Here is a 21,121-nt window from a genome sequence, read left to right as displayed (position 1 = left end):
CGGCGAGAATGGCGCCATGGCTCGACCGACGCTCGCCGCCGCCCTGCTGCTCGCGGGCCTCGCGCTGGGCGCGACCGCGTGCGACACCTCCTCGGGCGTGCCGCTGCCGCCGCCGGTGTCGGTGCCGTCGGCGCCGGGCGGGGCCCCCGTTCCGCCGCCCGAGCAGGACGACGACGGCGACGTGGCGCCGCCACCCGCGGGCGGTCAGGAGGACGGCGATGACGGCCCCGACGACGGCGCTGACGACGGCGCTGACGACGGCTGAGCGTCTCCCGAGCCGTCCCGGGACCGGTCGTCGCCCCGGGGCATGCCTGCGCGCCCGGGGCGTGCCTGCGGACCCGCGATGCCGAGCCCACGGCGTGCGGAGCCGGGGCTGTTCGAGCTCCGCTCTCGTGAGTGCCTGCCCGTGCCGGGAGACGGGGAGACGCTCACAGCGAGCCGGGCGTCCCCTCGCGGTGCGGCGCGAGGGACGCCCTGACCGCCTGCCACGCAGCCGGGGCGTCCCTCGCTCCGGGTCGGGGGCCGGGCGATCCGGGTGGCCCGGCCACCCTTGACCCGCACCGCGCCCGGTGCTTGCATAACTGCACTCATTGCATTACTGCAAGGATCACGGATGGACGAGCGCGACCACCTCGCCGCGAGTTTCGGTGCCATGCGGCGCGCGATGATCCCCGCCTTCCTGCTCGACCTGCTCGCGGTGTTCGACGGCGGGGACGAGCTCTCGATGACGCAGCTCGCGACGCTGTACGTGCTCGACGGCGACGAGCCCGTCTCCCTCGGCACGCTCGCCGAGCGGGTCGGCCGATCGGTCTCGGCCGTCAGCCGGCTCGTCGACGGCCTCGTGCGCCGCGGCCTCGTCGAGCGCCGGGAGCACCCCACCGACCGGCGGGTCCGCCGGGTGGCGATCGCGGAGGACGGCGAGGCCGTGCTCCGCCGCCTCGAGCGCACCCGGGCCGAGGCCCAGCTGACGATCATGGACCGCCTCGACCCCGCGGACCGGGCCCTGGTGGCACGCGCGATGGCCCTGCTCGGCGACGCCGCCCGGCAGGAGAGGAGGACCGCATGACCACCGAGACCGTCGTCCTGCCCCTGGGCGCGATCGACCCCGCCGACCCCGCCAGACTCGGCCGGGTCGGGGGCAAGGCCGCCAACCTCGGCGCCCTCGTCCGCGCCGGCCTTCCCGTGCCGGACGGCGTCTGTGTGACGACGGCGGCCTACCGCGCCGCGGTCGGCGCGGCGCTCGACCCGGTGCTCGCGGACGCGGGGACCACCGACGCCGGCGTCCTCGCCGAGAAGGCCCGGGACGCCGTCCTCGCGGTACCGGTCCCCGACGCGGTCGCCGCCGCGGTGCGCGCGGCGTGCCCGGAGGGCCCGGTGGCGGTGCGCTCGTCGGCGACCGCCGAGGACCTCCCCGACGCCAGCTTCGCGGGGCAGCAGGACACCTATCTGAACGTGGTGGGCGCCGACGCCGTGCTGGAGGCGGTCCGCCGTTGCTGGGCGTCGCTCTGGACCGACCGCGCCGTCGCCTACCGCGCGGCCCGGGGCATCGACCACGCGGCGGTCACGCTGGCCGTGGTCGTGCAGCGGATGGTGGACGCCCGCTGGGCCGGTGTGCTGTTCACGGCCGACCCGGTGTCGGGCCGGCGCGGCCAGGCGGTGATCGACGCGGCCCCGGGGCTGGGCGAGTCCGTGGTCTCCGGCTCGGTCGACCCCGAGCACGTCGTCGTCGCCCCCGACGGCACGATCACCGAGCGGCGCGGCGGCGCCGGCGGCAGCGTGGTGCGCCCCCGGCCGGGCGGGGGCACCGAGACGGTGCCGCACGGACCCGCGGGCGCGGCGCTGCCGGTCGTCGACGTGCGCGGGCTCGCGCGCCTCGGCCGGCGGGTGGAGGAGCTCTTCGGCGCGCCGCAGGACGTCGAGTGGGCGATCGACGCGGACGGCACCCGCTGGCTGACCCAGGCCCGCCCGATCACCACGCTCTACCCGCTCGTCCCCGCACGCCCGGGCCTGCGCGTGTTCCTGTCCGCGAACGTCGCCCAGGGGGTGTTCGGGCCGTTCACCCCCGTCGGGCTCTCCGCGGCGCGGCACTTCGCCTCGGCCGCCGCCAAGCTCCTGGGCGTCGCGGTCGACGACCCCGAGGTGGGCCCGCCGATGCTCTCCGAGGCCGGCCAGCGCCTGTTCGTCGACATCACCGACGTGGTCCGCAGTCGCGTCGGGCGGGCCGGGGCGGCCGGTGTCCTCGGGGTGATGGAGCGCCGATCGGCGCAGGTCGTCGCGAGCCTGCTCCACCGGCCCGAGCTCGCGCTGGCCCGTCACTCGCCCCTGCCGGCGTTGCGCCGGGTGGGCCGCATCGCGCTCCGGTACCGCGTCCCGTCGGCCCTCGTCGGCGCCTGGGTCCGCCCCGGCCGCGCGCGGGAGCGGGCCCTCGCGCGGGTCCGGGCCGCCGAGGCGTCCCTGCCGGCGCCCCCGGACGCCGGGCGGCAGGAGCGCCTCGACCGGGTCCGCTGGATGCTCGCCTGCGGCCCGCCGATGGCCCCGTGGATCGCTCCGGCCCCGGCGGCCGGTTTCCTGGCCCTCGGCCTGGCGGCGAAGCTCCTCGGCGACCGCGCCCGTCCCGGCGAGCTGGGCACCGTGCTGCGGGGCCTGCCGCACAACGTCACCACCGAGATGGACCTCGCCCTCTGGGAGCTCGCCGTCCGGCTGCGGGAGGACGCCGACGCGGTCGCCGCGCTGACCGGGACCGCGCCCGCGGACCTCGCGCGGGACCGTGACGGGTGGCCGCCCGCCCTCACCGCCGGGCTCGGCGCCTTCCTCGCCGCGCACGGCCGCCGCGCGGTCGCGGAGATCGACCTGGGGGTGCCGCGGTGGTCCGAGGACCCCACCCACCTCCTCGGCGCCCTGGCCAACTACGTGTGCCTGAGCGACACCGAGCGGGCCCCGGACGCGGTGTTCGCCCGCGGCGCCGCCGAGGCGGAGGCGGCGACGGCCGACCTCGCCGCGCGGCTCGGCGGGCTGCGTGGACGCCTGGTCACCGCCGCCCTGCAGCGGACCCGCGAGCTCGCCGGTCTGCGGGAGCTGCCGAAGTACTGGCTGGTCACCGTCCTCGCCGCCGCGCGGACCGAACTCGCCGCGGCCGGCGCCGACCTCGTCGCCCGCGGCCTGCTGGACGACGCCGACGACGTGTGCTTCCTGCGGCTGGACGAGATCGGCGAGGACCGGGACGACCTGGACCGCCGCGCCCTGGTCCGCGAACGGCGGGCGGCCCACGAGCGCGAGCTGCGGCGCCGGCACGTCCCACGGATCGTGCTGTCCGACGGCACCGAGCCCGAGGCGCTGGCGGACCCGGGCGCGACGCCCGACGGTGCCCTCACCGGTGTCCCGGCCTCCGCGGGAACGGTCACCGGCCCGGTACGGGTGATCACCGACCCGCAGGGCGCCCACCTCCGGCCCGGCGACGTCCTCGTCTGCCCCTCCACCGACCCCGGGTGGACGCCCCTGTTCCTCACCGCGGGCGGGCTGGTGATGGAGATGGGCGGGTCGAACTCGCACGGCGCCGTCGTCGCCCGCGAGTACGGCCTGCCCGCGGTGGTGGGCGTCCGCGACGCCGTCGCGCGCCTCGCCGAGGTGGCCACGGTGCGGGTCGACGGCACGCACGGGCGGGTGGAACCGATCCTGCGGGACGGCCGGGACGAGCGTCAGCGCTGAGGACTCCGCGCGGGCGACGTGGGGGCGTCCTCGTGCCGGCCGCCCGCCGCCGGCGCGCCGGTCATCGCGGCCAGCCGGGCGCGGGCGAGGTCGACGAGGGCGTCGTCGGCGAGCGCGGCGCCCCGCGCCTCGGCGGCCGCCACCACGGCGTCGCCGGCACGGCGCACGAGCTGCTCGCGGAGGTCGGAGAGCCGTCGCGCGTCGGCGCCGTAGGCCTGCCCGCCGGTGCGGCGCGCGGCCAGCCCGCCGAGGAGCTCGGCCGCCTCCTCGTCGCGCTCCACGCGCGCCAGCAGCTCCACGACGTGGCGCAGGCCGACCCACTGGTGGGTGCGGTTGCCCGCGCCCCGCCAGTGCTCGAGGGTCTCGGTGGCCAGCCGCGCGGCCGCGACGGGGTCGCCGCGCCGGGCCCGCAACGAGGCCGCGGTGACCAGGGCGACGCCGAGCGCGTAGCGGTCGCCGACGTCACGGGCCAGGCGCAGCCCCTCCTCGACGAGGGCGAGCGCGGCGTCGGGGTCGGTCTCGGTGCGGACCTCGCCGGCCGCGTAGGACGCCCACGGCGCCAGCAGCGGATCGCCGAGCTCGGTGCACCAGCGCTGCAGCGCGTCCGCCTGACGGATCGCCGCCGCGCCGTCGCCGGCGTAGGCCGCGACCAGGGCGAGGTTGGACAGGGCGAGCGCGACCGCGCGGTCGTCGCCCGCCGCCCGGCCGAGGCGGGCGAGCTCGTGCCCCGCCGCGGCGGAGGCGTCGATGCGCCCCGCGAGCAGCTCGCACTCGCCGCGGACGAACGCGACGTGCCGGGCCTGCGGGTCGTCGGGGCCCGCGAGCAGCGCCGTCGCCCGCTCGAGCAGCGCGCCGGCGCGGTCCAGGTCGCCGCCGAAGCGGGCGCCGGCCGCGGCGACGGCGAACACCGTCGCCCCGTCCGGCCCGACCGCGGCGGGCTCGGGCGCCGCGGCGAGCAGGCGCTCGGCCCAGCCGAACGCCTCCGGCGGCATGGCCACGTCGGCGTAGTGCACGAGGCCGGCCACGATCGTCGCCGCGAGGGGGAGGTCGGCGTGGGCGGCGTGGTCGACGGCGGCCCGCAGTTCGTTCCACTCGCCGGCGATCGCGCGCATCCGGCGGTCGGTGTCGCGGCCGTTGAGCTCGCCCGTGGCCGCGACGAAGCGCGCGGCCCACCGGGCGTGTCGGTCCCGGGCCTCGTCCGCCTCGCCCCGCGCCTCGAGCCGCTCGCGCGCGTAGGCCCGCACCGTCTCCAGCAGGCAGTAGCGGGTCGGGCCGCCGTCGGGGTCGAGGGTGGCGACGACCAGGCAGCGGTCGACGAGGTCGGCCAGGACCCCGTCCGGGTCCTCCTCGGGGCCGTCGGCCGGGCCGGCGACCGCCTCGGCGGCGGGGAGGGTGAAGCTGCCGGCGAAGACGCTCCACCGGTCGAGCAGCGCCTGCTCGCCGGGCGAGAGCAGCTGGTAGGACCAGTCGACGACCGCGTGCAGCGTGCGGTGGCGGCGCTCGGCGACGCGGCGCGGGCTGCGCAGGAGGCGCAGCTGCGACGGGAGACGCTCGACCAGCTCGGCCGGCGACAGCGCGCGCATCCGCGCGGCGGCGAGCTCGAGGGCGAGCGGCAGGCGGTCGAGCCGCCGGCAGGCCTCCGCCACGAGGGCGGTGTTGCCGGGCGTCAGGACGAATCCGGGGCTCGCGGCCGCGGCGCGCCGGGCGAACAGCGCCACCGCCGCGTCGGTCTCCAGCGGCACCACCGGACACACCTGCTCGCCCGTGACACCGAGGGGTTCGCGGCTGGTGACCAGCACGGTCGTGCCGGGGCAGTGCTCCGTGACGGCCTCGACGAGGGCGGCGGTGCCGCCGGCGACGTGCTCGGCGTTGTCGAGGACGAGCAGGAACCGGCGCCCGTGCAGCGCGTCGAGCACCTGGCGCCGCGCGTCCTCCTGGGGGGCGGGCGCGCCGCTGGTCCGCTCCGCCAGCAGGGCGGCCGCGACCAGCGGGGCCACCTCGGCGTCGTCCCGCACGGTCGCGAGCTCCGCCACGACGGACCCGTCGGCGCGCAGCTCGTCGACCGAGGCCAGGACCCGGCGGGCGAGGCTCGTCTTGCCGACCCCGCCGGGGCCGACGAGCGTCACCGGTCCCCGCGCCGCGCGCAGCGCCTCCGCCAGCGACGCGAGGGCCTCGTCGCGACCGACGAGCTCGCCGGGGTCGGCCGGCCGCGACGACGGGAACCGGGGCGCCGGGTCCGGCGACGGGCGCGGGCCCGGCACCGGCGGCGGCTCGGGCTCGGGAGTCCCCGCGAGGACGGCCGCCTCCAGCCGGGCGAGCTCCGGGCCCGGGTCGAGGCCGAGCTCGTCGGCCAGGGTGCGCCGGTAGGCCGCCACCGCCGCGAGCGCGTCGGCCGCACGGCCCGCCCGGTGCAGCGCGCCGACCAGCAGCTCGCGCCGGCGCTCGCGGAAGGGCTCGGCGGCGATCATCGGGTCGAGCCGGGCCACCGCCGCCTCCGGGCGCCCGAGGTCGAGGTCCGCCACGACCCGCTCGTCCTCGGCCGAGGCCCGCAGCTCGGTGAGCCGGACGGCCTCCGGGCGCACCGGATCCTCGTCGGCGAACTCGGCGAACGCCGGCCCCCGCCACAGCGCGAGCGCCTCGTCGAGCAGCACGGCGGCCTCGGCCGGCCCGTCCGCGGCGCGCGCCCGCTCGACGAGGCGGACGAAGAGGGTGGTGTCGAGGTCGGCGTCGGCGAGCTGGAGCAGGTAGCCGGGCGGGCGCGTCAGCAGGGCGTCCTCGCCGATCACACCGCGGGCGCGGGAGACGAGGCTGTGCAGGGCGGCGTCGGCGTGCCGCGGCGGCTCCGCCGGCCACACGTGCTCGACCAGCTGGTCGGCGGCGTGCACCTCTCCCGGGCGCACGGCCAGCAGGGCCAGCAGCCGGCGCACCCGGGCGGAGCGCACCGGACGGTCGTCGACCGCCACCGCGCCCAGCACCCTCAGCCGCATCCCGGTCCTCGCCGCCCTCCGACCTCCGGCGAGCGTAGGGCGGCGGAGGGCCCGCGGGGCAGGGCCGTGCCCGGCTCAGTCCATCGGGACGGCCGGGCCGCTGACGTCGACACCCTGGCGCAGATCGGTCGGGACGTCGACGAGCAGCGTGCTCGGCCGGCCCATCTCCTCGCCCTGGTGCAGCGTCAGGCGCACCGGGGCGACGATCGCGCCCTCCTCGGCGAGGTAGCCGCCGAGCGCGGCGGCCGCCGCCCCCGTCGCGGGGTCCTCGTAGACACCGCCGGGCGGGAACGGGTCCCGCACCGCGAACTCGACCGCGCCGAGGCGGTGCACGAGCTGCACCGTCGTCCAGTCGCGGTCGGCCATGAGCGCGCCGAGGGCGTCCATGTCGTAGTCGAGGGCGGCCAGACGCTCGCGCGTGGCGGCCGCGAGCACGAGATGGTGCGCGCCGGCGTAGGCCACGCGCGGCGGCAGCGCGGGGTCGAGCTCGTCGCGCCGCCACCCCAGCGCGGCCAGGGCGGTGTCGACCTCGGCCTCGTCGACCGGCGAGACCGACGGCGGGACGCTCGTGAGCGTCGCGAGCAGGACCCCGTCCTGCCAGCCGGTGCGCACCGTCACCGGGCCGGACCGCGTGTGCAGCACCTGGGTGCCCGGACCCTCGCGGTGCGCCAGGGCGATCCCCGTGGCGATGGTGGCGTGCCCGCAGAAGGGCACCTCGGCGCGCGGGCTGAAGTACCGCACGGTGTGGTGGTGCGCCCCGTCGTCGCTCGCCGCCTCGGGCGGGGGCGCGAACAGGAACGCGGTCTCGGAGAAGCCGACGTCCGCGGCGATCTCGAGCATCGTCTCCTCGTCGAGCCCTTCCGCGCACAGCACGACCCCGGCCGGGTTGCCTCCGGCCGGGGTCGTCGTGAACGCCGCGTAGCGCAGGATCTCGGGCTCGTCCGGGCCGGTCATGCCGTGCTCCCTCCGCCGGCCGGCAGGGACCCGGAGCCTAGGGGCGCAGGCGGTAGAACCGGAACATGTCGTTGTCGAGCTCGTCGAGCACCTCCACCGCGGCGAAGCCGGCGGCGCGGGCGTACTCCTCGAGCGTGCTGCGCCGCATCACGGTGCCGGTGCCGACCGAGCCCGGTGTGGAGAGGCCGTCGGGCAGGCAGCACAGCAGGGAGAACCCGTAGAAGAGCTGCTCGGCCTCGTCGCCGTTCGGTGCGAAGGTGTCCGCGACCTTCTCGTCCATGATCAGCACGGTGCCGTCCTCGGCGACCGCGCGGCGCATCGCGCCGAGCACCCCGACCGGGTCGGGCATGTCGTGGACGCACTCGAAGGCGCAGACGAGGTCGTAGCCGCCCTCGTCGGCGATCCCCCGGTCGATCGCGGTGGCCATGTCGGCGTGGTGGGCGGCGACGCGGTCGGCGACGCCGTAAGCGCGGGCGTTGGCGCGGACGGCGTCGATCGAGGCCTCGTCGACGTCGAAGGCGTCCACGCGCGCGGTGGGGTAGCCGCCGGCGATCCCGACCGTCGACCAGCCCACGCCGCAGCCGACGTCGGCCACCCGCCCGCCCGCGCGCAGCGCCCGGTCCACGTCGGGCAGCAGTGGCAGGTAGTCGCGGGTCAGGGCCTTGCGCAGCAGGCCGCGGTTCTGGTCGCCCTGGCCCTCCCGCGCGTCGGTGCCCAGCTGTTCCCAGCTCACGCCGCCACCGGTGCGGTAGGCCTCGAGGAGGTCGTCGATGTGACGCTGGGTCGCGGTGAGGAGGCGCGGCATCGCCGCCAGGTTGACCTCGCTGTCGGGGTCCGCCAGCACGGGCACGTGCGCGGCGGGCAGCGTGAAGCGGCGGGCGTCGGGCTCCGCGCCGGGATCGTCGACGGTGAGCAGGCCGCAGACCGCCTGCTGCTCGAGCCACTCGCGGGCGTACCGCGCGGCGGTGCCGGTGCGGGCGGCCAGCTCCGGCGCCGTGGCCGGCCCGTCGGCGGCCAGACTGCGGTACCAGCCCAGGCGGTCACCCAGGTAGAGGGCGGTGATGTTCTCCGCGCCGAGGATCCACCCGAAGACCTTCTCGACGCACGCCGTGGTGCGCTCGTCGTCGGTCTCGGTGGGGACGGTGGTGTCGGGGCGGGTCTCGGTGGTCGTCATGGCGGGAACGGTGCTCGGGGGCCCTGCCGACCGGCTGTCGTCCGGCTGTCGGCCGCGTGCCCGCGCCTCGACGGCCCCGGGCGGACGGCCGAGGATGCGGGCCGTGGCGGTGGTGGTGTGCGGAGCGGGGATCGCGGGCCTGGCGCTCGCGCGGGAGCTCGGCCGCGCGGGCATCCCCGTCAAGGTGCTCGAGCGGGCGAGCGGGCCGCGGAGCGCCGGCTACATGATGGACTTCTTCGGCCCGGGGCAACTGGCCGCCGAGGAGACCGGCCTGCTCCCCCTGCTCGCGCAGGTCGCGTACTCCGTGACCGCCGTGACCTACGTCGACCGCCGCGGCCACCCCACGGCGGAGATCGACTACGCGGCCGCGACCCGCGCCGTCGGGGGCCGCCTGCTGAGCCTGCTGCGGGGCGATCTCGAACGGGTGCTGCGTCACGACCTCGGCCCTCTTGTCGACCTGCGCTTCGGGGTGACGGTCACGGAGGTGGTGCCGCGCGGCGACGGCGTCACCGTGGCGTCGGCGGACGGGACCCGGCTCGACGCCCTCGCCGTGGTGGGAGCCGACGGCGTGCACTCCGCGGTCCGGGCCGCGGTCCACGGCCCCGAGCAGACGTTCCTGCGCCCGCTCGGGCTGCACACGGCCGCCTGGACGTTCCGCGACGCCGCGCTGCGCGCCCGCCTGGGTGACCGGTTCGTCATGACCGACACGGTCGGGCACGGCGCGGGTCTCTACGGGCTCGCCGGTGACGAGGTGGCCGCCGCGGTGTTCCACCCGGCCCCACGGGACGACCCGCTCACCCTGCCCGACGATGCGGCCGGCACGGTGCGGGCCGTGCACCGCGACCTGGGCTGGGTGGTGCCCGACGCGCTCGCCCACTGCCCGGACGGCGCCGACCTGTACTACGACGTCGTCGCGCAGGTCGAGCTGCCGCGCTGGAGCCGGGGCCGGGTCACGCTGCTCGGAGACGCCGCGGGGGCGGTCTCGCTGCTCGCCGGCCAGGGCGCGTCGCTCGCCGTCGCGGGTGCCCACGTGCTGGCGGGCGAGCTCGCGCCCGCGCTCGCGGGGTCCGGCGACGTCGAGGAGGCGTTGCGCCGCTACGAGCACCGCATGCGCCCGGTCACGACCGCGTGCCAGGAGGCGGGGCGGCGCAGCGCCGACTGGTTCCTGCCGCCGACCCGGACCCGCCTGCTGGCCCGCCGCCTCGCGCTGCGGGCCCTGCGCCTGCCCGGGTTCGACCGGCTCGCCGCCCGCCGCCTCGTCGGCACGGCCGGGGCGCTCCCCTGACGGAACGCGGTGCCAGCATGGGCCGGCCGGGCGGTCCACGTCCGTCACGGGTCCCCGGCCCGCGGTGCTCACCCGCCCCAGATGTCCTCGACGAAGCGCCCCTCGCGGCGCATGCCGGCCAGCCAGTCGGCGGCGTCCTGGCCCGATCCGCCCGCGCGATCGCGGTGGATCTCGACCAGGGCCTCGCGGACCGCGGGCGCCATGGTGGTCGCGTTGCCGCACACGAACACCGACGCGTCCTGCTCGAGCAGCTCCCACACCTCGTCGCCCCGGACGCGCATCTCGTGCTGGACGTAGCGGCGCCCGTCCACCGGGTCGCGCGAGTGCACGGAGCGCACGCGCACGACCCCCTGCTTCTCGTACTCGTCGAGCTCGGCGTGGTACAGGTCGTCGACCGCCCCGCGGCACCCGAAGAAGAGCAGCGACGGCCCGATCGGCACCCCCTGGGCGCGGAGCGCGTCGCGCTCCTGCAGGAAGCCCCGGAACGGCGCGATCCCGGTCCCCGCCCCGATCATGATCATCGGGGTGTGCGGGTTCTCCGGAGGGTGGAAGGGGATCGAGGGCGACCGGACGAACGCGAACACCGTCCCCTTCTCCGGCACGCGGGCGAGATACCCCGAGCAGACGCCGGCGAACGTGCCGGTGCCGCGGCGCGCCGGCGCCCGAAGGACCCCGGCGGTCACCGCGGCGACCTGCGGGTCGACCAACGGGGACGAGGAGATCGAGTAGTACCGCGGCCGCAGCGGGGGCAACAGGTCGACGAAGACCTCGAAGGGGATTTCGCAGGCCGGGTACTCCTCGAGCAGGTCGAGCACCGACCGGTTGGCCTCGCCGATCTCGCGACGGTAGCGCGCGCGGGACTCGTCGTCGTCGCCCGCGAGCGCGAGGAGGGCGCGGCGCTGTTCGGGATCGTCGGTGTACGCGGCGAGGGTCTCGATGTCGTCGCGTCCGGCCGGATCCTGGAGCTCCACGCACGCGCCGAGCACGCCGAGCAGGGGTGTCGGCTCGTCGATCGGCAGGTGCGTGTGGGTCCCGCTGCGCGGGCTGATCGTGAGGTACTGCCCGGCGTCCAGCCCGAAGCGGGCCATGACGCGCCAGATCTGGTCGGTGGTGTTGCGGGGGAGCACCCCGAGGTGGTCGCCGGCCCGGTACGTCGTCCCGGCCGGTAGGGCGATCTCGAGGTGTCGCACCGACCGGCCGTCGGCGCCGGTGTCGACCACGAGCTCGCGGTTGTCCAGGACCGTCGCCGCCCGGGCGTCGTAGGAGGTCACCACCGGGTTGGCCTGCTGCCGGTTGGTCACGGTGATCGACAGCCGGGGCCCGGAGGTCGCCGGGGTCGCGGCGGTCGCCGGCAGGTCGAGGGCGGTCGCCAGGTCGGTCCACAGCGACTCGTGCCACGCGCGGTACTGCTCGTCGAAGTCCGCCTCCGCGTCGCCCTCCCCGCGGGGGTGCACCCGGTGGGCCCCATGGGCCGCGAGCTCGGTGTCGAGGAGCGTCGGCACCTTCTGGTAGGTGGCCGACCAGGCCGTGTCCCCGCACCCGAAGACCGTGTAGGCGAGTCCCCGGCCCACGTCCGCGGGTGTCGCCGGGTCCTGGAGCCAGCGGCAGAAGACGGCCGCGTTGTCCGGCGGCGTGCCGTTGTACGACGAGCTCACCACCACAGCCGCGCCCGCCGTGGGCAGGCGGCCCACGTGGTCGTCGAGGGGTCCGAGCGTCACCGCGTAGCCCCGCTCGGTGCCCTCGGCGGCGAGACGGGTCGCGAGGCCCTCCGCCGTGCCGAGGTTCGAGCCGAACAGCACTGCCAGCGGGGTGTCGTGACGGGCCTCGACGGGCACCGGCGCCGTGGCCGGCCGCGCCGCGCGCTCGTCCACCTGCGGGGCTCGGATCGTCGCCGACGGTGGCGCACCGCTGCCCGGCAGAGATCGCCCCGGGCGGGGCAGGACGCGCAGCCGGAAGCCGTCCGGCTTCACGGTCAGCGTGGTGCGGACCTTCAGCTCGTAGTCGAGGTGGTCGACGAACTCGAAGCGCTGCAGGAGCATGCCCAGCACCAGGATGGCCTCCTGCAGGGCGAACTGGCGCCCGATACACGCCCGCTGGCCGGTGCCGAACGGCTTGTAGGCGTTCGGCGGCAGTGCGGCGAGGCGCTCGGCGGCGACGTGGTCGGGGTCGAACTCCTCGGCGTCAGGTCCCCACACCGCGACCGAGCGGTGCAGCATCGGGATGAGCACGGTCAGGGGCGTGCCCGCAGGGATCGCGTACCGCCCACCGAGCACCGTGTCGGCGAACGGGGCCCGGGTGAACAGCGGGGCCGTCGGCCACAGGCGCAGGGTCTCCTCGAGCACCTGCCGGACGTAGGTCAGGCGGTGCAGCTGCTCGTGGGAGGGCCAGGCGTCGTCGCCGAGCACCTCGTCGACCTCCGCTCGGGCCCGTGCCCCGTACTCGGGGTGCTTGACGAGGAAGTAGAGCGCGAACGTCAGCAGGCCGCTGGTCGTCTCGTGGCCCGCGATGAGGAAGGTCAGGCACTGGGCGATGATGTTGTCGTCGGGCAGACCTTCTCCCGACTGCCGGTCGACGCCGGTGAGCATGAGCCCGAGCAGGTCCCCGCGCTCGATCTCCCCGGACGCCCGTCGCTCGTCGATGAGCTTCTGCACGACGTCGCGCATCAGTGCCTGGTCCTCGTCGGCCTGCCGCTCCGCCCGCCGGTGCAGCCGGTTCTGGATCGGCAGGCGTCGGGCCCGGGCCTGGGCGGCGAGAAGCGACCGGACCATGGCCGCGACGAACGGGTGCGGGGTGTCGCGGTAGAACGAGTTGAAGCGGTAGTCGAACCCGCACAGCGCGATCGTGTCGAAGGTCAGCGAGGTCATGTCCTTCGCCACGTCGACGTCCTCGTCGGGGTTCAGCCGTGACCACCGGTCGCAGAGCTGGCCCGCGATGTCGAGCATGCGCGGCAGGTAGCCGTGCATCGCCTGCGCCGCGAACGCGGGCATGAGGATGTGGTGCGCGCGGTGCCACAGCGGGTCCTCGGTGTCCGAGGAGAACAAGCCGTGGCCGGCCACGCTCTTCTGGATGGTCTTCAGCCCGGCGGCGATCTTCTTGTCGTAGTGCTCGTCGTCGCAGATCTCGTCCACGAGGTCGGGCCCGGAGACCATGAGCCGCGTCCCGGCCGGTGTGGCGAGCCGGTAGACCGGCCCGTACTCCCGCGCCAGACGCACGAAACCCTCGATCGGACTGTCGCGGTCGATGTCCAGCAGGTTCCCGAGGTAGGGCAGGCCGCGCGGGCCGGGGACGGCGTCGATCTCGATCGCGGCGGTCATGGGACGTCCTCCCGGGCGTTCCGGTGGTGGGGGGCGCTCCGGTGAACCAACGCCGGCACCAGGCCCCGGACGGCGCCGAGCGCGAGCGAGCGGGGCGGCACCGAGCGACCGTCGTCCGGCTGGACGTCCGGTCCCGTCCGTGTCATGGCTGCTCCTGGCGCCGCGCCGAGCCCGCCTCGGTGACACTCACCGTGGCGAGACGGACGAGATCAGGTCAAGGCAGCGCCGACATCCGGGTGGTCGTGTCGCGAGCGCGTCGCTGTCGCATCACGGACGGCGACCCATTCGTCGCGCGGAGCACCCGGATGGGCGCACGCCGTCACCGCCGCCGGACCGGGTCGACGTCGTGATCCACCCGTGCTGGCGACCGGGTGCTCGGTGGTGGCGTCCTGAGCGGCACCCGTCGAGCATCCGGAGGTCCGTGGTGGAGTCCTGGCGCGCGGAGCTCGTCCGCGAACGGGCCGAGGGCCGGGCCCGGTACGTCGTCGCCGCCCTGCGGATCGTCGCGGGCCTCGCCTTCGTCCTCACCTCGATCGGCAAGTTCACCGACCGGGCGGGCTACACGGCGCTCTTCGAGAGCTTCGGCCTGCCGGGCTCCTCGGCGCTCGTGCTGCTGGTCGGCCTCGTGGAGCTCGTCGGGGGCGTGCTCCTCGTCCTCGGCCTCGGCACCCGCCTCGCGGCCCTCGCGCTGGCCGGGAACATGGTCGGGGCGATCGCCACGGCCGGGGTGGCGGTCGGCGGGCCGATCCACCTGGGCCTCGCACCCACCCTGCTGGTGATCATGCTCGTCCTGCTCTGGGCGGGTCCGGGCGCGGGGTCGCTCGACGCCCGCCTCCTGGTGGTGCGCCCCGGCCGCACGCTCGGGGCGTGAGGAGGTCCGGTGGGCGCGGTCGTGATCTGTGGTGGCGGCGTCATCGGGCTGATGACGGCGACGATGCTGGCGCGGGACGGGCACGACGTCACCGTGCTCGAGTCCGACCCGGCGGGCGTCCCGGAATGTCCCGAGCAGGCCTGGTCCGCCTGGGACCGGCGGGGCGTGGCGCAGTTCCGCCAGCCCCACAACCTGTTCGCCCGCTTTCGCGAGGTCTGCGATGCCGAGCTGCCGGGGCTCACCGACGACCTCCTCGGCGCGGGGTGCGTGCCGATCGATCCCCTCGCGGCGTTGCCGCCCTCGATCACCGACCGCACGCCGCGCCCCGGTGACGAGCGGGTCCGCTTCGTCACCGGCCGCCGTCCGGTCGTCGAGTCGGTGGTCGCCGCGGCCGCCGCGCGGGAGCCGGGCGTCGAGATGCGCCGGGGGACGCGGGTCGCCGCCCTGCTCGCGGGCCCGGAGAGCCTGCGCGGCGTGCCCCACGTCGCCGGGGTGCGCACGAGCGCCGGGGAGGAGCTGCGGGCCGACCTGGTCGTCGACGCCACCGGGCGACGCAGCGTCGCACCGTCGTGGCTCGCCGCCCTCGGCGCCCGGCCCGTCGGGCAGGAGGCGGAGGACCGCGGGTTCGTCTACTACACCCGCTACTTCACCGGCCCCGAGCGTCCCGTCCGGCGTGGCCCGGCGCTGTTCCCGCTGGGCAGCGTGTCCCTGCTGACGCTCGAAGGCGACAACGACACCTGGTCGGTCACCGTGTTCGGCGCCGCGCACGACCGTGCGCTCCGGGCTTTCCGCGACCCCGGGACCTTCACGCGCGTGGTCGCGGCGTGCCCCCTGCAGGCGCACTGGCTCGCCGGCACGCCGATCACCGAGGTGCTCGCGATGGGCGGGATCCTCGACCGGCACCGCCGGTTCAGCACGGGGGGCACCCCGGTCGCCACCGGGTTCGTCGCGGTGGGCGACGCCTGGGCCTGCACGAACCCGTCCGCGGGGCGGGGCCTGTCGGTCGGGGCGGTGCACGCCCAGCAGCTGCGCGCCGTGGTGCGCGCCCACCTCGACGACCCGGCCGCGCTGGCGCGGGCGTTCGAGGAGCGCACGGAGCGGTCGGTGCGGCCGTTCCACGACCACCAGCTCGCCGCGGATCGGGTGCGCATGGCCGAGATGACCGCCGCGCGGCGCGGGGAGGACCCGCCGCCGGCGACGTCACCCCTCGCCGCGCTGGTGCGCGCCGCGGCCCGCGACGCCGACGCCTTCCGCGGGATGATCGACATCCTGCTCTGCCTGGCGTTCCTCGACGAGGTCCTCGCCCGGCCCGCCGTCGCCGAGGCGCTCGCCGCCCACGCGGAGGACCCGCCGCCGCCGACGCCCGGGCCCGACCGGCGTCAGCTCGTCGAGCTGCTCGCGGCCTGACCCGCCGGTGCGCCCGGGGGCGCCGGCGTGCGGGGCGCCGCGACCGCGTGCTCCCGCCACCGGCCGAGGAGCAGCACGCATCCGGCGGCGCCGAACACGGCGGCGACCACCGGGGCCGCTCCCGGCCTGGCGAGCAGCTGGACGGCCCAGCCCGCCGTCGCCGGCCCGAGCAGCCCGCCGATCGCCGCGGACGCGTGCATGACGCCCAGGCGTGCCGCCAGGCCCGTCGTCCCGAACCGCTCCGCCGCCACCGCCGTGCCGAGGCCCACGTAGGCGCCGTGCGCCGGTCCGAACACCAGGGCGAACACGAGCAGGAGCACCGTCCGGTTCCCGGCCACGAGCCACACGCCGAGGACGGCGGTGAGCGTCACCGCGGCCGCCCGGTACAGCGGCCACGCGCCCCAGCGCGCGACGGCCGGCACCACGGCGAGGCGCCCGACGACGCTCGCCGCGCCGACGACGGCCACGAGGGCCGCACCGAACGCCGGACCGAGACCCCGGGCGACCGTGTCCGGGGCCAGGTGCACGAAGGGGACGAACATGGCCGCGGTCACCCCGACCGCCGCGAGGCACAGCCGGCGGACCTCCGGGTCGCGCAGCACCGTGAGCGGCCCCGGTTCCGCCGCCCCCGGTCCGTCCGCCGGCGCGCGCCCGGGGCCGGCCGTCAGGGCGCACCCGACCAGGACGGCGGCGGACCCGGCGGCGAGGAGCAGCAGGGTCCCGCGCAACCCGACACCGTCGAGCAGCGCGAGCACCACCGGCGGCGCCACCACCGTGCCGAGCCCTCCGCCGGCCGTGGCCAGGACGAGCGCGACCGAGCGGTGCCTCCCGAACGTGGCCCCGACCTCGGCGAGCATCGGCACGAAGAGGCACCCGGCGCCGCCGCCCACGCCGAGCGCGAACGCCGCGCCGGCGAGGGCGAAGGGCTCGGTGAGGGCGAGGGCCACCAGCCCGGCAGGCAGGAGCGCCGCACCGGCGAGGGCGAGCCGGCGGGTCCCCCACCGCCCCGCGAGCGGGCCCGCGAGCAGGCCCGTCGCGAGCATGACGAACAACGTCGCCGAGAACATCGACGCGGTGCTCCCCCGGCCGACGCCGTGGGCCGCGGCCAGCGGGTCGGCCAGGGGGCCGGCGCCCGTTGCGAGACCGAGCGCCACCGTCGTGGCGATCACCGCGCGCAGGAGGACGACAACGGGCGCCGCGCCTCGCCCCGCGATCCTCACGACCCGGCCCCCGTCGTCGCCGCCCACCGGAAGTACTCGCCGGCCACCGACTCCCGGTACTGCGCCGGACCGGCGGCGGCCTCGAGCCCGGCGGTCTGGGTGACCTGGGCACGCAGCGCGGCGACCTTGCGGTCGAGGAGCTCGCCGTCGAGCTCGAGGTCGACCACCAGCTCCTCGGCCGGGCAGGGCGCGAAGGCGTCGTCGCTGTCGTCCATCGGCTCGACGAACTCGGCGAACCGCGCGACCCACTCCGCCGTGACCGCCGCGTGCAGCACCCGTGGTGCCCGGGCGAGCCGGCCGACCGCGTGATCGACCCAGGCCGAGACCGCCCGGTGGTCCGAGTGCCCGGTGATGCCGTCCGGTCCGAACGTCAGCACCGTGTCGGGGGCGACCTCGGCCAGGACCCCCGCGAGCTCGTCGATCGTCTCCGTGCCCGGGTCGGGGCGCAACGCGCCGTCGAGGTGGCAGCACCCGCGCCCGAGGAAGCGGTGCTCGATGGACGGGTGCAGTGCCGCGAGCGAGTCGACGATCTCGAGGGCCCGCACCTGCGCGAGGTGTTCCGGCGGGTGCCGCACGGGGTCGTCGGTGCCGTGCTCGCCCCGCGTGGCGGTGACGACGACGACCCGCTGCCCGGCAGCGGCCGCGGCGGCCAGCACGCCCGCGGAGAGGTAGGCCTCGTCGTCGGGGTGTGCCCAGACGCCGACGATGGTGCCGAGGCGGGGGACCGTGGCGGCGGTGCGGATCACGGCACTGGCCTCGATCGTGGTCATGGCGGTCTCCTCGTGACGGTCCGTGGGTGGACGCCGTCGAGGATCGGCCGGGCCGCTGTCAGGGCGCGGGCACGCCACTGTCACGGCTCCGTGCGAGGTGGCGGGCGATCGCTGCCTGCGACAGGGCGATCACCTGCTCGCGGTCCGGCGCCCGCTCCGGCGGGACGCGGCCCGACCCACGCCCGCCCTCGGGGGCGTCCGGGGCCCGGTCGGCGGCCGCGTCGACGAGGTCGGCCGTCTCGCCGTCGCCCAGCTCCCGGAGCAGCTCCGCCAGGTTGCGCAGCGTCACCCAGAGGTGCCCCCAGTTGCCGCCCTCGACCCAGTGGTCGACGACGTCGCGGTAGCCGGCGAGGGCGGCGTCGTAGCGCCCGGCCCGCGAGAGCAGGGACGCCAGTCCCACTGCGGCGATGGCCTCGAGGAAGGTCGATCCCGTGCTCCGGGCGCACGCGATGGCCGTGGTGTAGCGCTCCTCGGCGACGTCGACGTCGCCGGCGACGCTCTCGATCTCGCCCTCCACGTAGGCGACGAGGCCCTGCAGCGTGGGCGACGCACCGGCCGGGATGGCCGCCGCGAGCTCCCGTGCCCGCTGCGGCCGTCCGGCGTAGAGCGCGGCGAGCGCGCCGATCGTCGGGTGGGAGGCGGGCCTGCCGGCCGCGTCGAGCGCCTCGATGTCGTGGGCGACGGCGTCCTCCCAGGCGCCGAGCGTGAGCTCGGCCTGGGCGAGCCCCGAGAGGCAGAGCTGGCGCCCGCGGTGGACACCGTGCGCGGGGAGTCGCGCGAGGCCGGCGCGGGCGAGCCGCTCGGCCCGCGGCGCGTCGCCGCTGATGTAGGCGTCGAAGGACGCGGCCCCGTACACCTCTCCCTCCCCGGGGTGCCCGACCAGCGCCGGGTCGGCCACCAGTTCCGCCGCCCAGCCACGGATCTCCACGAGGTCCCGCCAGTAGGCGTGCTCGATCAGGGCCGTGGCCACCGCGACGGCCGCGTCCAGGTCGCCCCGTCGGCGCGCCTCACGCCAGGCGGCGCGCAGGTTGCCCGCCTCCCGGCGCAGCACCGCGTCGGCGGCGGCCTCGTCGGCGCTGTAGGCCGTGCGCGCGACCCAGCCGGCGAGGTCGACGGCCCAGCGCACGAGGCGGTCGTCGGCGGCGTCGTCCTCGCCCGCGGCGACGAGCCGGTCGCGGCCGAAGGCGCGCAGCGTCTCCAGCATCCGGTACCGGACGCGGCCCGCCGGCCCGTCGTCCCGTGGCGGCGGCTCCGTCGTGGCCTCCACCATGGAGGTGTCGACCAGGCGGGCGAGCAGGCTGCCCGCGTCCTCGGCGAGCGCGAGCTCGGCGGCCACCCGCTCCACCGCGGTGAGGTCGACGCCGTCGGCGAACACCGACAGGTGCCGGAACAGGCGCTGCTCGTCGTCGGCGAGCAGGTCGTACGACCAGGCGACGGTCGTGCGCAGCGTGCGCTGGCGTGCCGGCAGGGCCCGGTTGCCGAGCAGGTCCAGTGAACGGTCGAGCCGGGCGGCGAGCGCGGCCGGCGCGAACGTGGAGAGCCGTCCCGCCGCCAGCTCGATCGCCAGCGGCAGGCCCTCGAGGTGCCGGACGATCACGGCCACGTGCGGCAGCTCGTCGGGGTCGAGCGCGGGCCGCACGCGCGCGGCCCGGTCGAGGAACACCGCGACCGACGGGACGTCGGCCAGCGAGACGTCGACCAGCGGGCCGGCGTCGCGGGCCGGCGGTACGGGCAGCGGCGCGAGGCGGACGACGGCCTCCTCGGCGAGCCCGAGGGGCTCGCGGCTCGTGGTCAGCACCGTGAGCCGCGGGCAGTGCTCGAGGAGGGCGGTGACGAGGTCCCGGGCCGCATCGAGCAGGTGCTCGCAGTTGTCCACCAGGAGCAGGCGCCGACCCGCGCCGAGCACGTCGAGGCACGCGGCGAGGACGTCGCCGGTCACCGAGCCCAGGTGCAGCGCGGCGGCGAGGGCGTGGTCCACGGCGCCGGGATCGGTGACGGGCGCGAGCAGCAGCGTGGCCGCGCCCGGGGCGCGGCGGGCCAGCTCACGGGCCAGCCGCGTCTTGCCCACCCCACCGGGGCCCACGACGCTGACCAGCCGCTCGCCCGCGAGCAGCTCGGCGGTGCGCGCGAGATCGGCCTCGCGGCCGTGCAGCGTCGGTTCCGTCGCCGTGGCGGGTGACGGTGGGGGCGGCGGCTGTGGCGGCTCCCGCGGTGGCGGAGTCGGCGCGGGACCCAGCGCGCCGGCGGCGACGTCCCGCTCCATCGCGGCGAGGGCCGGCGACGGGTCGAGCCCGACCTCGTCGGCGAGCCGGCGGCGGAAGTCGCGGGCCGTGCGCAGGGCCCGCGGGGCCTGGCCGGTGGCGGCCTGCGCGCGCACGAGCAGGAGCACCGCCGGTTCCCGCAGGGGGTCCTCGGCGACGGCGTCGGCGGCCGGGCCCAGCGCCTCCGCGGCGGCGCCGCCGTCGACCAGGGCGGCCACGAGGCGGTCGCCGAGCTCGCGGCGCAGCTGCGTCGCGGCGTCCGCGGCGGCGCGCAGCGGGGGCACCTCGGTCAGGTCGGCGAGCGCCGGGCCCCGCCACCACGCCAGCGCCGCGCGCAGCGGGGCCGCCGCGGCGGCGGGGGCGGTCCCCGCGAGCCGCCGCGCCCGGTCGCGCAGGACCCGCACGCACCGCAGGTCGAGCCCGTCGTCGGGCAGGTCCAGGCGGTAGCCGGCCTCGTCGGTGGCCAGCCGGGACGCCGCGACCCCGAGATCGGACCGCAACCGCGAGACGTGGCTGTGCACGCTCGCCCGCGCCGACTCCGGCGGGTCGGTCGGCCACAGCGCGTCGACGAGCTGCTCGACGCCCACCGTGCGCCCCTCGGCCAGGGCCAGCAGCGCCAGGACCGCGCGCCGCTTGGGCCCGCGCACGTCGACCGGCCCGCCGTCGACGAGGAGCCGCAACGGACCCAGCACGTCGACGCGGACCGACGGTTCCTGCTCCACATCCCGCACCGGCACCACCCTCGGTGAGCAGCATGCCGCGATGACAGCGACGTGCAAGGGGCGTGCCAGCCGTCCGGCGGAGTCTCGCTCGGCGTCGGCCCGACCGGCCGACACGCACCGCGAGCGGAAGGACCCGCCCATGTACGCCCTGCACATCACCTTCACCACGACCCTGTCGGCGGAGGAGCTGCACGACGCCGCGTACGCGTTCGCCGAGGCCGTGCGCACCGTGCCGGGTTTCGTCGCCAAGACGTGGCTGCACCACGGCAGTCACCACGGCGGCTTCTACCTGTTCGCCGACCGTGCCGCGGCCGAGGCGTACCGCGACGGACCGCTCGTCGCCGGCCTGCACGCGACGTTCGACGACGTGGAGATCCGCGGCTGGGACGTCGACGAGGAGCTCGGCGCCCTCACCGGCTCGATCACCCGCGCCGCCGCCTGACCCACCCCT

General features: G+C 77.2%; 14 protein-coding genes. 7 read left to right on the top strand and 7 right to left on the bottom strand.

What is annotated here, in order from left to right; all coding sequences use genetic code 11:
* Positions 1 to 16 precede the first annotated feature (16 nt).
* The 3 genes from C8D89_RS11070 to C8D89_RS30190 all read left to right on the top strand — a co-directional run bounded on the left by C8D89_RS11070 (position 17) and on the right by C8D89_RS30190 (position 3,705).
* Positions 17 to 265 carry a hypothetical protein gene (locus tag C8D89_RS11070; RefSeq protein ID WP_116708145.1) on the top strand — a complete coding sequence of 83 codons (249 nt, stop codon included), beginning with the start codon at positions 17 to 19 and terminating at the stop codon, positions 263 to 265.
* 348 nt (positions 266 to 613) lie between these two features.
* Positions 614 to 1,066 carry a MarR family winged helix-turn-helix transcriptional regulator gene (locus tag C8D89_RS11065; protein WP_116708144.1) on the top strand — a complete coding sequence of 151 codons (453 nt, stop codon included), beginning with the start codon at positions 614 to 616 and terminating at the stop codon, positions 1,064 to 1,066.
* Positions 1,063 to 3,705: a PEP/pyruvate-binding domain-containing protein gene (locus C8D89_RS30190; RefSeq protein WP_116708143.1), complete on the top strand. Its 2,643-nt coding sequence runs from the start codon at positions 1,063 to 1,065 to the stop codon at positions 3,703 to 3,705. The genes C8D89_RS11065 and C8D89_RS30190 overlap by 4 nt, the downstream gene beginning before the upstream one ends.
* Here C8D89_RS30190 and C8D89_RS11055 read toward each other — a convergent pair.
* From C8D89_RS11055 to C8D89_RS11045, 3 genes are all read right to left on the bottom strand, one after another.
* Complete coding sequence (locus C8D89_RS11055) at positions 3,696 to 6,692, bottom strand: AfsR/SARP family transcriptional regulator (protein ID WP_116708142.1); 2,997 nt, start codon at positions 6,690 to 6,692, stop codon at positions 3,696 to 3,698. The genes C8D89_RS30190 and C8D89_RS11055 overlap by 10 nt on opposite strands.
* Before the next feature lie 75 nt (positions 6,693 to 6,767).
* A complete protein-coding gene (locus C8D89_RS11050; protein WP_116708141.1) occupies positions 6,768 to 7,646 on the bottom strand; it encodes a PhzF family phenazine biosynthesis protein in 879 nt (292 codons plus the stop codon).
* A gap of 37 nt (positions 7,647 to 7,683) precedes the next feature.
* Positions 7,684 to 8,820 (bottom strand): class I SAM-dependent methyltransferase, encoded by a 1,137-nt coding sequence (locus C8D89_RS11045; protein ID WP_116708140.1) that lies wholly within the window; start codon positions 8,818 to 8,820, stop codon positions 7,684 to 7,686.
* A gap of 103 nt (positions 8,821 to 8,923) precedes the next feature.
* Between C8D89_RS11045 and C8D89_RS11040 the strand changes: the two genes are divergently transcribed.
* Entirely contained in the window at positions 8,924 to 10,105 is a 1,182-nt protein-coding gene (locus tag C8D89_RS11040; protein ID WP_207787163.1) for an FAD-dependent monooxygenase, read from the top strand.
* A gap of 68 nt (positions 10,106 to 10,173) precedes the next feature.
* Here C8D89_RS11040 and C8D89_RS11035 read toward each other — a convergent pair whose 3' ends face one another.
* Positions 10,174 to 13,419 carry a bifunctional cytochrome P450/NADPH--P450 reductase gene (locus C8D89_RS11035; protein ID WP_116708138.1) on the bottom strand — a complete coding sequence of 1,082 codons (3,246 nt, stop codon included), beginning with the start codon at positions 13,417 to 13,419 and terminating at the stop codon, positions 10,174 to 10,176.
* Between the two features lie 424 nt (positions 13,420 to 13,843).
* On the opposite strand from C8D89_RS11035, the gene C8D89_RS30185 reads away from it, so the two are divergent.
* Entirely contained in the window at positions 13,844 to 14,290 is a 447-nt protein-coding gene (locus C8D89_RS30185) for a DoxX family protein (RefSeq protein WP_165825645.1), read from the top strand.
* A gap of 9 nt (positions 14,291 to 14,299) precedes the next feature.
* Positions 14,300 to 15,697, top strand: coding sequence for an FAD-dependent oxidoreductase (locus C8D89_RS11025; RefSeq protein ID WP_116708136.1), 1,398 nt, complete (start codon positions 14,300 to 14,302; stop codon positions 15,695 to 15,697).
* On the opposite strand, the gene C8D89_RS11020 is transcribed toward C8D89_RS11025, so the two are convergent.
* From C8D89_RS11020 to C8D89_RS11010, 3 genes are read right to left on the bottom strand one after another with little or no spacing between them, the layout of a single operon-like run.
* Positions 15,670 to 16,866 carry an MFS transporter gene (locus C8D89_RS11020; RefSeq protein WP_165825644.1) on the bottom strand — a complete coding sequence of 399 codons (1,197 nt, stop codon included), beginning with the start codon at positions 16,864 to 16,866 and terminating at the stop codon, positions 15,670 to 15,672. The two genes, C8D89_RS11025 and C8D89_RS11020, sit on opposite strands and share 28 nt — an antisense overlap.
* A 47-nt stretch (positions 16,867 to 16,913) precedes the next feature.
* Positions 16,914 to 17,687, bottom strand: coding sequence for a PIG-L deacetylase family protein (locus C8D89_RS11015; protein WP_207787162.1), 774 nt, complete (start codon positions 17,685 to 17,687; stop codon positions 16,914 to 16,916).
* A 58-nt stretch (positions 17,688 to 17,745) separates the two neighbouring features.
* Positions 17,746 to 20,679: an AfsR/SARP family transcriptional regulator gene (locus tag C8D89_RS11010; protein ID WP_207787161.1), complete on the bottom strand. Its 2,934-nt coding sequence runs from the start codon at positions 20,677 to 20,679 to the stop codon at positions 17,746 to 17,748.
* Positions 20,680 to 20,809: 130 nt separating this feature from the next.
* Between C8D89_RS11010 and C8D89_RS11005 the strand changes: the two genes are divergently transcribed.
* Complete coding sequence (locus C8D89_RS11005; RefSeq protein ID WP_165825643.1) at positions 20,810 to 21,112, top strand: YdhR family protein; 303 nt, start codon at positions 20,810 to 20,812, stop codon at positions 21,110 to 21,112.
* Positions 21,113 to 21,121 lie beyond the last annotated feature (9 nt).

The organism is Actinomycetospora cinnamomea (assembly GCF_003096675.1).
GTDB lineage: Bacteria > Actinomycetota > Actinomycetes > Mycobacteriales > Pseudonocardiaceae > Actinomycetospora > Actinomycetospora cinnamomea.
The sequence above is the reverse complement of the archived record's forward strand: the minus strand, read 5'-3'. Positions and strand labels throughout refer to the sequence as shown.

Excerpts from the sequence above, each read along its gene's own strand:
- C8D89_RS11045 (WP_116708140.1), bottom strand. The coding sequence starts at position 8,820 with ATGACGACCACCGAGACCCGCCCCGACACCACCGTCCCCACCGAGACC.
- C8D89_RS11015 (WP_207787162.1), bottom strand. The coding sequence starts at position 17,687 with ATGACCACGATCGAGGCCAGTGCCGTGATCCGCACCGCCGCCACGGTC.
- C8D89_RS11035 (WP_116708138.1), bottom strand. The coding sequence starts at position 13,419 with ATGACCGCCGCGATCGAGATCGACGCCGTCCCCGGCCCGCGCGGCCTG.
- C8D89_RS11050 (WP_116708141.1), bottom strand. The coding sequence starts at position 7,646 with ATGACCGGCCCGGACGAGCCCGAGATCCTGCGCTACGCGGCGTTCACG.
- C8D89_RS11070 (WP_116708145.1), top strand. The coding sequence starts at position 17 with ATGGCTCGACCGACGCTCGCCGCCGCCCTGCTGCTCGCGGGCCTCGCG.
- C8D89_RS11055 (WP_116708142.1), bottom strand. The coding sequence starts at position 6,692 with ATGCGGCTGAGGGTGCTGGGCGCGGTGGCGGTCGACGACCGTCCGGTG.
- C8D89_RS11005 (WP_165825643.1), top strand. The coding sequence starts at position 20,810 with ATGTACGCCCTGCACATCACCTTCACCACGACCCTGTCGGCGGAGGAG.
- C8D89_RS11065 (WP_116708144.1), top strand. The coding sequence starts at position 614 with ATGGACGAGCGCGACCACCTCGCCGCGAGTTTCGGTGCCATGCGGCGC.
- C8D89_RS30190 (WP_116708143.1), top strand. The coding sequence starts at position 1,063 with ATGACCACCGAGACCGTCGTCCTGCCCCTGGGCGCGATCGACCCCGCC.